Origin of the sequence: Streptococcus intestinihominis (assembly GCF_046824975.1) — a bacterium.
Classification (GTDB): Bacteria; Bacillota; Bacilli; order Lactobacillales; family Streptococcaceae; genus Streptococcus.
This window is the reverse complement of the sequence record NZ_JBKQBL010000002.1, coordinates 165,688-177,431: the sequence shown is the minus strand read 5'-3', so window position 1 is coordinate 177,431 and position 11,744 is coordinate 165,688. Positions and strand designations below refer to the sequence as shown.

Here is an 11,744-nt window from a genome sequence, read left to right as displayed (position 1 = left end):
TGTGGTGAGCGGATTAGCCAAGGGAATTGATGCTGCGGCCCATTATGCTGCTATTCGAAATGGAGGAAAGACAATTGGAGTGATTGGGACTGGCTTAGATGTCTTCTATCCTAGATCCAATAAACAATTGCAGAAGTACATGAGTGGGAGTCATTTAGTGTTAACAGAATACGGTCCTGGACAAGGCCCTCAAAAACATCATTTTCCAGAACGCAATCGGATTATTGCTGGGCTTTCTAGAGCAGTGATTGTGGCGGAAGCGCGGATGCGGTCTGGAAGTCTGATCACCTGCGAGCGTGCTATGGAAGAAGGGCGAGATGTCTTTGCTATTCCTGGTTCGATCTTGGATGGACGTTCAGATGGCTGTCACCACCTCATTCAAGAAGGTGCAAAGCTGGTCACCAGTGGAAAAGATGTCCTAGATGAGTTTGAATTTTAAAATGAGTTTTCCTATAGGAGAACTTCACGGTTGACATCCCGAAAAAAATAGTTTACACTCTATGAGGTTTATTACAAAATAGAGGTAAAAAAGTGGCTACTAAAACAAAAAAGAAAACCACAACAACTAAAAAGAATTTAGTCATCGTGGAGTCTCCTGCGAAAGCGAAGACGATTGAAAAGTATCTTGGTAGAAATTATAAGGTCATGGCCAGCGTGGGTCATATTCGTGACTTGAAAAAATCTACCATGTCTATTGATTTTGAGAACAATTATGAACCAGAGTACATCAATATTCGCGGAAAAGGTCCTTTGATTAATGATTTGAAAAAAGAGGCTAAAAAAGCCAAACAAGTCTTTCTCGCAAGTGACCCGGACCGTGAAGGAGAAGCTATTTCTTGGCATTTGGCGCATATTCTTCAGTTGGATAAGGAAGATAAGAACCGCGTTGTTTTCAATGAAATTACCAAGGATGCGGTAAAAAATGCCTTTCAAGAACCCCGTAAGATTGATATGGATCTGGTAGATGCTCAACAAGCTCGCCGTGTCTTGGACCGGATTGTTGGGTACTCCATCTCACCAATTCTATGGAAAAAGGTGAAGAAGGGACTTTCTGCTGGTCGGGTGCAATCCGTTGCCCTAAAGTTAATTATTGATCGGGAAGAAGAGATCAATGCCTTCCAACCAGAAGAATATTGGACAATTGATGGAACCTTTAAAAAAGGGACCAAGCAATTCCAAGCCAATTTCTATGGAATGAATGGCAAGAAGATGAAACTTCAAAACCAGGAGGATGTGAAAGCTGTACTTTCGCACCTCGATGGGAAAGAGTATATCGTTGAAAAGGTTGAGAAGAAAGAGCGCAAACGTAATGCACCGCTTCCTTACACAACTTCTTCCATGCAGATGGATGCAGCCAATAAGATTAACTTCCGTACTCGTAAGACCATGATGGTGGCCCAGCAATTGTACGAAGGAATCAATATTGGATCTGGTGTTCAAGGTTTGATCACGTATATGCGTACGGATTCGACTCGGATTAGTCCAGTCGCTCAAAATGAGGCAGCTAGCTTTATCGTTAATCGATTTGGAGACAAGTATTCTAAGCATGGTAGTCGGGTTAAGAATGCTTCTGGTGCTCAAGATGCCCACGAAGCCATTCGTCCTTCTAGCGTCTACAATACGCCTGAGAAAATTGCCAAGTATTTGGACAAGGACCAGCTCAAGCTCTACACCTTGATCTGGAATCGTTTTGTGGCTAGTCAGATGACGGCAGCTGTTTTTGATACTATGAATGTCCGTTTGGGGCAAAATGGGGTTCAATATACAGCAAATGGAAGTCAGGTGAAATTTGACGGCTATTTGGCGATCTACAATGATTCGGACAAGAATAAGATGCTACCAGATATGGAAGAAGGGGACACTGTCACTCAGGTCAACAGCAAACCTGAACAGCACTTTACCCAACCACCAGCCCGTTATTCTGAAGCGACCTTGATTAAGACTTTAGAAGAAAACGGTGTTGGTCGTCCTTCAACCTATGCACCGACCATTGAGACCATTCAAAAACGCTATTACGTGAAGCTTGTAGCCAAACGCTTCGAGCCAACCGAATTAGGAGAAATCGTCAATAAACTGATCGTTGAATTCTTCCCAGATATCGTCAATGTAACCTTTACCGCAGAGATGGAAGGGAAGCTGGATGATGTCGAACTCGGAAAAGAACAGTGGCAAAAGGTCATTGATTCCTTCTACCAACCCTTTAAAAAAGAAGTAGCCAAAGCTGAAGAGGAAATGGAGAAAATCCAAATCAAGGATGAGGCTGCTGGATTTGACTGTGAGGTTTGTGGAAGTCCAATGGTTATCAAGTTGGGTCGATTCGGTAAATTCTTTGCTTGTAGCAATTTCCCTGATTGCCGTCATACGCAAGCCATCGTCAAGGAGATTGGAGTGGAGTGTCCAGACTGTCACCAAGGCCAAATCATCGAGCGTAAAACCAAGCGGAATCGTCTCTTCTATGGCTGCAATCGCTACCCAGACTGCGAATTCACCTCTTGGGACAAGCCAATCGGCCGTGACTGTCCGAAATGTGGTCACTACCTAGTTGAGAAAAAAGTTCGTGGTGGTGGTAAGCAAGTCGTATGTAGCAACGGCGACTACGAAGAAGAAAAAGTAAAATAAGATTTTAGAATGATTCTATGTCTATTATAACGGCAATTTTAACAAATGTCTGTTATAATAGACATTTTTGTTTTTTTTCGTTATAATAGACACAAGGAGGTGGGCTTATGTATCTTGCTTTGATTGCAGATGTTATTGATTCTAAAATGGTTCAAGAACGTTTTGACCTGCAAAAACAGTTAGAAAAAACGCTTCAAACGATGAATGAACTATTTGGAGAATTCTTAGCATCTAGTTTTACCTTGACCCTGGGTGATGAGTTTCAGGCGCTCTTAAAGGTGGATGCTCCGGTTTTTCAAATCATCGATACCCTGCGTTCTTTACTAACTCCTACTCAACTTCGTTTCGGGATTGGTCTCGGGGAGATTGTAACGGATATTGATCCCTTACAAAGTATCGGTGCGGATGGGCCAGCCTATTGGAATGCACGCGCCGCCATCAATCTGGTTCATCAGAAAAATGACTACGGCAATACCCAGATCTATTTTTCAAGTGGGAAGGAAAAGCAAGACTTCTTTGTGAATGCCCTCATCGCTTCCGGGGAAGCCATTCGTTCGGGTTGGCGTGGCAGTCAGGAAGAAATCCTGCTAGATCTTCTTAAGAGATGTGTATATAGTGAGAATTTTAGCCAGCAGGATTTGGCCCAATCATTGGCCATCAACCCAAGTGCTCTATCTAAACGGCTGAAAAGTAGTAGTATCCGTGTTTACTTACGGGGGCGAGCAGCAGCACTAGCGAGTATTCAAAGTTTAGCGAAAGGAGAGGCTTATGACCGGATTATCTAGTATCGTAACAAATCCATACTTGCTTCTCTTGTTGAGTTGTCATTTGTTGTCGGATTATTATTTTCAAAGCCAAAAGATGGCGGACCACAAGGACCAGGATAAGAAGGTGCTCGGCCTTCACGTTCTGTATGTAGCTCTGCCTCTATTCGTCGTTTCCCTCTGTCATCTGGACTTGTGGTGGATTTGCTTGACCATTTTGCTGACTCATGCTGGAATAGATTTCTTAAAACCGATCGTTCAGAAGCAATTAAATTTACCAACCGGCTGGACTTTTGCCTTGGATCAAGTCTTGCATGTCGGTATCATTAGTTTCCTAGTCCTTTGGGGAGCTAAAAATGGCACGACTTATTTGCCTATTGACAGTTTAAAACTAATCTTTTATGTCCTCCTAGTGGGAAAACCGACCAATATCGTCTTTAAAATTCTTTTTGCTAAGTACCAGCCGACGATGGAGGAGAAAATGGATACGATCACTGGGGCTGGTTCCATGATTGGCTTCTTAGAGCGGTTGATTATCGGTGCCTGTCTTGTCTACGGCCAATTTGCTTCTATCGGTCTGGTCTTTACGGCCAAATCCATCGCCCGCTACAATAAAATTTCGGAGAATCCAGCCTTCGCAGAGTATTATTTAATCGGGTCCTTGTTCAGTATCCTATCAGCCCTCTTTGCTGCTTGGTTGTGTCTATAAGAAAATAAATAACAGACTTAGGTATAAGACAGGAAGGAAAACCCTCCCTGTCTTTTTACTTGGCTTTCTGGTATAATGGACCAAGTAGAAAATTAGAAAGATTTGTGGGTGTCTAACAGTCCAGTGGGGTGTTTGGATACCCAAAGAGGTATTAGTGTCATGTCTCAATCTTATATCAATGTTATCGGTGCGGGCCTTGCTGGCTCCGAAGCAGCTTATCAGATTGCCCAACAGGGAATTCCGGTGAAGCTCTATGAAATGCGAGGAGTCAAATCCACTCCGCAACACAAAACAGACAACTTTGCTGAGTTAGTGTGTTCCAACTCTCTCCGAGGGGATTCTCTAACCAATGCTGTCGGGCTCCTCAAAGAAGAAATGCGTCATCTGGGTTCGGTCATCCTTGAAGCGGCTGAAGCGACTCGTGTACCAGCTGGTGGAGCACTGGCAGTGGACCGGGAAGGCTTTGCTAGCCGAGTGACGGAAAAGGTGTCCCAACACCCGCTCATCGAAGTGATTCGCGATGAAATTACAGAATTGCCGACAGATGCGATCACAGTGGTCGCAACGGGTCCTCTAACCAGCGATGACTTGGCGGAAAAAATCCACGCGCTCAATGGTGGAGATGGTTTCTATTTCTATGATGCAGCAGCTCCTATTATCGATGTCAATACCGTCGATATGAATAAGGTTTACCTCAAGTCTCGTTATGACAAAGGAGAAGCGGCTTATCTCAACTGTCCCATGACCAAGCAAGAGTTTATGGACTTCCATGAGGCTTTGGTGAATGCGGAAGAAGCCCCGCTCAACTCTTTTGAAAAAGAAAAGTATTTCGAAGGTTGTATGCCAATTGAAGTCATGGCCAAGCGAGGCATCAAAACCATGCTCTATGGTCCTATGAAACCAGTTGGTCTTGAATATCCAGATGACTACAAAGGGCCTCGTGACGGGGAGTTTAAGACACCCTATGCGGTAGTCCAATTGCGCCAAGACAATGCAGCTGCTAGCCTCTACAATATCGTTGGCTTCCAAACTCACCTTAAATGGGGCGAGCAAAAGCGGGTTTTTCAAATGATTCCAGGTTTGGAAAATGCGGAATTTGTCAGATATGGCGTCATGCACCGTAATTCCTACATGGACTCTCCAAATCTGCTTGAACAGACTTATCGTTCTAAGAAGCAAGCCAACCTCTTCTTTGCGGGTCAAATGACAGGAGTAGAGGGCTATGTCGAGTCAGCGGCTTCAGGTTTGGTGGCTGGGATCAATGCGGCACGTCTTTTCAAAGGAGAAGAAGCAGCGATTTTCCCAGAAACAACAGCCATCGGAAGTCTCGCTCATTATATTACCCATGCCGACAGCAAGCATTTCCAACCCATGAATGTCAACTTCGGAATTATTAAGGAGCTGGAAGGCCCACGCATTCGGGATAAAAAGGAACGGTATGAGAAAATTGCCGAACGTTCCTTGCAAGATCTGGCTACATTTATTGGAAAATAAAGTCAATCAATGAAAAAGTTTGGAGAAATCCAGACTTTTTCTTATAAAAATGGTATAATAAATAAAAATTTAGAATATAGAGAGTTTTCTGACAATGAATAAATCCTACTTTTATTTAGAGATGAAGACACACGAGTTGAAAGTGCTTTATACCGGAAAACTCCGTCGTGTGCGAGTCTTATTACCTAAGAATTATGAAACAGATACAGATCGTCGCTACCCTGTGGTTTATTTCCACGATGGGCAAAACGTTTTGTATAGCAAGGAAGCCTATGCGGGTCATTCTTGGAAGGTCATTCCAGCCATCAAGCGAAATCCAGACATTAGTCGCATGATTGTCGTTGCCATTGATAACGATGGTTTGCAACGGATGAACGAGTACTCTGCCTGGAAGTACAAGGAGTCCAATATCCCTGGTATGCAATTCGGTGGCAAGGGTGTCGAGTATGGGGAGTTTGTCATGGATGTCGTCAAACCCTTCATCGATCAAGAATATCGAACCCTTGCTGATAGAGAACATACAGCCATGATTGGATCTTCGCTTGGTGGGAATATCACCCAATTTTTGGGCTTGGAATACCAAGACCAAATCGGTTGTCTGGGAGTCTTCTCCTCTGCTAACTGGTTGCACCAAGAGGCCTTTGACCGCTATATCGAGCGGAAGAAGCTTTATGCAGATCAACGGATCTACATCTATGTAGGGACTGAAGAAGCTGATGATACGGATAAAACGCTGATGGCGGGAAATATCAAGCAAGCCTATATCGACTCATCCCTTCGTTATTATCACGATGTCATTCAACAAGGAGTGGCTTTGGAAAATATTGCTATTCGGATACAATCTGGGGCTATTCACCACGAAGAAGCCTGGGCTGAGAATCTTCCAGAATGCCTTCGTTTTTTGGCAGAAAAATGGGATTAATAGACTGTAAATAAAGAAATAAAGAGAAAGAGGGAATTTATGAATATTGAACATCTAAGCCACTGGAGTGGCCAGCTCAACCGCGAAATGTATCTAAACCGCTATGGACATGCAGGGATTCCTGTTGTGGTCTTTGCTTCATCAGGTGGGAGCCATAACGAGTACTATGACTTTGGTATGATTGATGCTTGTGCTCAGTTTATCGAAGAAGGTCGGGTTCAATTCTTCACCCTTTCGAGTGTCGATAGTGAAAGCTGGCTTTGTGATTGGAAAAATCCTCATGATCGAGCAGAGATGCACCGTGCTTACGAGCGCTATGTGATTGAAGAGGCCATTCCTTTCATTAAGCACAAAACGGGCTGGTTTGATCCGATGGTGACGACGGGTTGTTCTATGGGAGCCTACCACGCCCTTAATTTCTTCTTGCAACATCCAGATGTCTTCAACAAGGTGATTGCCTTGAGTGGTGTCTATGATGCTCGTTTCTTTGTTGGTGAGTTTGGTGGTGACGAAGCGATTTATCAAAACTCGCCATCTGATTATATTTGGCATCAAAATGACGGCTGGTTTATTGACCGTTACCGTCAGGCGGAAATTGTCATTTGTACCGGTCTTGGCGCTTGGGAACAAGATGGACTTCCATCTTTCTACAAACTAAAAGAAGCCTTTGACCACAAAAATATTCCTGCATGGTTTGCTGAGTGGGGCCATGACGTCGCTCACGATTGGGACTGGTGGCGCAAGCAAATGCCTTATTTCTTAGGTCAGATGTATTTATAAGCTAAAAAGGAGGAGACCTCTATGAATTATCTTGTTATTTCACCTTATTATCCGCAAAACTTTCAACAATTTACCATCGAGCTGGCTAACAAAGGCATCACGGTCTTAGGGATTGGACAGGAGCCTTATGAACAGTTAGACGAGCCATTGCGCAATAGTTTAACAGAGTATTTCCGAGTTGATAACATGGAAAACTGGGACGAAGTGAAGCGCGCAGTCGCCTTCCTCTTCTACAAACACGGGCCAATCGACCGCATCGAATCCCACAATGAATATTGGTTGGAATTGGATGCGGCGCTTCGTGAGCAATTCAATGTCTTCGGTGCCAAGCCAAAAGATTTGAAGAAAACCAAGTTCAAATCAGAAATGAAAAAACTCTTCAAGAAAGCTGGAGTCCCAGTTGTTCCTGGTGCAGTTGTCAAAGCCGAAAAAGACATTGACAAGGCTGTGAAGAAGATTGGGTTGCCATTAATCGCCAAGCCTGACAATGGGGTAGGAGCAGCAGCAACCTTCAAGCTTGAAACTGCAGAAGATGTAGACCGTTTCAAGGCAGAATGGGATGGCCATACCGAGTACTTCTTTGAGAAATTCGTCACTTCTAGTGAGATTTGTACCTTTGATGGTCTGGTCGATCGCGATGGCAACATTGTCTTCTCAACGACTTTTGACTATGCTTATACGCCACTTGACTTGATGCTCTACAAGATGGACAATTCTTATTATGTCCTAAAAGAGATGGATCCAAAATTGCGTCAATACGGAGAAGCGATTGTTAAAGCTTTTGGCATGAAGGAGCGTTTCTTCCACATTGAGTTCTTCCGTGATGGAGATGACTATATTGCGATTGAGTACAATAATCGTCCTGCAGGTGGCTTCACCATCGACGTCTACAACTATGCTCACTCGATTGATTTGTACCGTGGCTATGCAGCCATCGTAGCCGGAGAACCATTCCCAGCTTCTGACTTTGAGCCACTTTATTGCTTGGCGACTTCACGCCGTGCCAATGCAGCTTATGTCCTTTCTGAGGAAGAAGTCTTGGCCAAATACCGAGATCAATTCCGCGTGAAGAAAGATATGCCTGCAGCCTTTGCGGAACTTCAAGGGGACTACCTTTACATGTTAACAACTCCAAGTCGTGAAGAGTTAGAACAAATGATTCATGACTTCGGCCAACGCCATCAATAAAATATTCCGATAGGTCTTCCCTATCGGTTTTTTGCTTATCCATAATAAAAACAACTTTGTGAATCTTTTATATAACAGTTTGGGAATTCATATCTATCAGTATTCTAGACAGATTAGTTTGTGAAAGGAAATGAGCATTTATTTTGACAGTGTTTTCATAGTGAGATAGAATAAAATAGAATGAATAATTGCTTAGAAAGGCGAAATAATGGCAACATTAGATAAAAGTCTCTTATTGGAAATGTTCCGTAAAATGGAAGAAATCCGTCGCATGGACTTAAAAATTGCACAGTTAGTAAAAAAAGGGAAAGTGCCAGGAATGACGCACTTTTCTGTTGGGGAAGAAGCGGCTAACGTTGGAGCGATGTTGGCTTTGAACGAGGATGATCTGCTAACTTCAAACCACCGTGGACATGGACAAGCCATCGCTAAAGGAATCGATTTGAATGGCATGATGGCAGAAATCCTTGGTAAGTATACCGGTACTTGTAAAGGGAAGGGTGGCTCCATGCACATCGCCGACCTGGATGCAGGTAACCTTGGTGCCAATGGTATTGTTGGTGGTGGTATGGGGATTGCAGTAGGAGCTGCTCTTACTCAACAAATGCATAAGACTGGTAAGATTGTTGTCTGCTTCTTTGGGGACGGCGCAACCAACGAAGGTGTCTTCCACGAAGCAGTGAATATGGCTTCTATTTGGAATCTTCCGGTAATTTTCTACTGTATCAATAATGGTTACGGAATCTCTGCTGATATTAAGAAAATGACCAATGTCAAGCATATCCACGAGCGTAGTGCTGCTTACGGCATTCCTGGAATGTTTATTCCTGATGGAAACAACGTTATCGATGTTTATGAAGGATTCCAAAAAGCTGTTGAACACGTCCGCTCTGGTAAAGGTCCTGTCTTGATTGAAAGTGTCACTTATCGTTGGCTTGGTCACTCATCTTCAGACCCTGGTAAATACCGGACCCGTGAAGAAGTCGAAGAGTGGAAGAAGAAAGATCCAATCGAAAACCTTCGCAAGTATCTCCTTGAAAATGAGATTGCAAGCGCAGAAGAATTGGATCAAATTCAAGAAGAAGTAAAAGAAGCAGTAGAAGCTTCGGTAAAATTTGCGGAAGAAAGCCCATTCCCTCCACTCGAATCAGCTTTCGAAGATATTTACGCAGACTAAGGGGGAGTAGAGAATTATGGAAACTAAATTAATGTCTTTCCGCGATACCATTATCCTTGCTATGTCTGAGGAAATGCGTCGCGACGAAAATGTATTGTTGATGGGGGAAGATGTCGGAGTTTTCGGTGGAGACTTCGGAACTTCTGTAGGGATGCTGGAAGAGTTTGGTCCAGAACGTGTCCGTGACTGTCCGATTTCTGAGGCCGCGATTTCAGGTGCGGCAGCAGGGGCAGCCATGACTGGACTTCGCCCAATCGTTGATATGACTTTCATGGATTTCTCAGTAATTGCTATGGATGCTATTGTCAACCAAGCTGCTAAAACTCGCTACATGTTTGGTGGAAAAGGGCAAGTGCCGATGACTATTCGCTGTGCTGCTGGGAATGGAGTTGGTTCTGCAGCCCAACACTCCCAATCTTTGGAATCATGGTTTACTCATATTCCTGGTTTGAAAGTTGTTGCTCCTGGTACGCCAGCGGATATGAAGGGACTGCTTAAGTCTTCTATTCGCGACAACAACCCCGTTATCATTCTTGAATATAAATCAGAATTCAACCAAAAAGGGGAAGTGCCAGTTGATCCAGACTACACAATTCCACTTGGTGTCGGAGAAATCAAACGCGAAGGAACTGACATCACTGTCGTAACCTACGGAAAAATGCTTCGTCGCGTGATGCAAGCAGCTGAAGAATTGGCAGAAGAAGGCATCTCAGTAGAAGTAGTAGACCCACGGACCTTGGTCCCACTCGATAAAGAGATCATCATTAACTCTGTCAAGAAGACAGGAAAAGTAGTGCTTGTCAATGATGCCCACAAAACAAGTGGCTATATTGGTGAAATTTCAGCTATTATCTCTGAATCAGAAGCATTTGATTACTTGGATGCACCAATCCGCCGTTGTGCGGGGGAAGATGTGCCAATGCCTTACGCACAAAACCTTGAGAATGCAATGATTCCAACAGTTGAAAGCATCAAAGATGCCATTCGTAAAACGTATAACAAAGAATAATACATAACATAAATTATGTAACAACCAATGAATTAGACGAGGAAACTTTGTATCTTTTAAGGTACAAAGTTCTCTGCGTCCTTAATATCTTAGATTAGAGCACGGGCTAAAAGCTCGGAAAAAAGATAAATCTCCTTGACTTCATCGAAGTCTGCGTCGATTTCCTATTTTTCGGTCGCTTTTAAACGCCCTTTGCATCATAAATAGAATAGGAGAGGTCATGGCTGATAATAAGCTAAGAGCGACTCCTGCGGCTAGAAAATTAGCGGATGATCTTGGGATTAACCTCTATGATGTTTCTGGTTCAGGCGCAAACGGTCGTGTCCACAAAGAAGACGTGGAAACATATAAAGACACAAATGTGGTTCGCATTTCACCACTTGCAAAACGAATTGCTTTAGAACACAATATTGCTTGGCAAGAGATCCAAGGAACTGGTCATCGTGGTAAGATCATGAAGAAGGACGTCCTTGCTTTCCTTCCTGAAAATATTGAGAATGAGACCATTAAGTCACCTGCTCAAATTGAGAAAGTCGAAGAAGTTCCTGATAATGTGACACCTTATGGTGAGATTGAGCGGATTCCGATGACTCCAATGCGTAAGGTGATTGCTCAACGGATGGTGGAATCTTACTTGACAGCACCAACCTTTACTTTGAACTATGACGTTGATATGTCTCAAATGTTGGCCCTTCGTAAGAAGGTATTGGATCCAATTATGGAGGCCACTGGCAAGAAAGTCACTGTAACAGATTTGCTTTCTCTAGCAGTGGTTAAGACCTTGATGAAACATCCATACATCAATGCGTCATTAACAGAAGATGGCAAAACCATCATCACTCACAATTATGTCAACTTAGCGATGGCAGTTGGGATGGACAATGGATTGATGACTCCAGTTGTCTACAATGCTGAAAAGATGACCTTGTCAGAGTTGGTCGTAGCCTTCAAGGATGTTATCGGACGTACCTTGGATGGTAAGCTTGCACCAAGTGAATTGCAAAACTCAACCTTTACTATCAGTAACTTGGGGATGTTTGGCGTTCAATCATTTGGACCGATTATCAACCAACCAAACTCTG

Annotated in this window: 11 protein-coding genes; all 11 read left to right on the top strand. The window is 43.5% G+C overall.

The features are described from left to right. Positions 1–439 (top strand): DNA-processing protein DprA (locus tag ACLOR3_RS04165; protein ID WP_412037015.1); only part of this gene is annotated, 439 nt, incomplete at its 5' end. Between the two features lie 92 nt (positions 440–531). Then, positions 532–2,619: a type I DNA topoisomerase gene (topA, locus tag ACLOR3_RS04160; protein WP_411400311.1), complete on the top strand. Its 2,088-nt coding sequence runs from the start codon at positions 532–534 to the stop codon at positions 2,617–2,619. Between the two features lie 107 nt (positions 2,620–2,726). Beyond that, on the top strand, positions 2,727–3,404 hold the full coding sequence (locus ACLOR3_RS04155; RefSeq protein WP_195323983.1) for a SatD family protein: 678 nt from the start codon (positions 2,727–2,729) through the stop codon (positions 3,402–3,404). Continuing rightward, positions 3,388–4,092, top strand: a complete 705-nt coding sequence (locus ACLOR3_RS04150; protein ID WP_195323982.1) for a DUF3307 domain-containing protein — start codon at positions 3,388–3,390, stop codon at positions 4,090–4,092. Before ACLOR3_RS04155 ends, ACLOR3_RS04150 begins: the two co-directional genes overlap by 17 nt. 159 nt (positions 4,093–4,251) lie before the next feature. Continuing rightward, a complete protein-coding gene (trmFO, locus tag ACLOR3_RS04145) occupies positions 4,252–5,586 on the top strand; it encodes a methylenetetrahydrofolate--tRNA-(uracil(54)-C(5))-methyltransferase (FADH(2)-oxidizing) TrmFO (RefSeq protein ID WP_195323981.1) in 1,335 nt (444 codons plus the stop codon). Between the two features lie 94 nt (positions 5,587–5,680). Next, complete coding sequence (locus tag ACLOR3_RS04140; protein WP_195323980.1) at positions 5,681–6,508, top strand: alpha/beta hydrolase; 828 nt, start codon at positions 5,681–5,683, stop codon at positions 6,506–6,508. 39 nt (positions 6,509–6,547) lie between these two features. After that, entirely contained in the window at positions 6,548–7,288 is a 741-nt protein-coding gene (locus ACLOR3_RS04135) for an esterase family protein (RefSeq protein WP_411400312.1), read from the top strand. Positions 7,289–7,309: 21 nt separating this feature from the next. Next, positions 7,310–8,476, top strand: a complete 1,167-nt coding sequence (locus tag ACLOR3_RS04130; protein ID WP_411400313.1) for an ATP-grasp domain-containing protein — start codon at positions 7,310–7,312, stop codon at positions 8,474–8,476. A gap of 208 nt (positions 8,477–8,684) precedes the next feature. Then, positions 8,685–9,653 carry a thiamine pyrophosphate-dependent dehydrogenase E1 component subunit alpha gene (locus tag ACLOR3_RS04125; RefSeq protein ID WP_048789008.1) on the top strand — a complete coding sequence of 323 codons (969 nt, stop codon included), beginning with the start codon at positions 8,685–8,687 and terminating at the stop codon, positions 9,651–9,653. Between the two features lie 16 nt (positions 9,654–9,669). Next, on the top strand, positions 9,670–10,662 hold the full coding sequence (locus tag ACLOR3_RS04120; protein ID WP_070588982.1) for an alpha-ketoacid dehydrogenase subunit beta: 993 nt from the start codon (positions 9,670–9,672) through the stop codon (positions 10,660–10,662). 220 nt (positions 10,663–10,882) lie between these two features. After that, the coding region (locus ACLOR3_RS04115) for a dihydrolipoamide acetyltransferase (RefSeq protein ID WP_412037014.1) at positions 10,883–11,744 on the top strand (862 nt) is incomplete at its 3' end.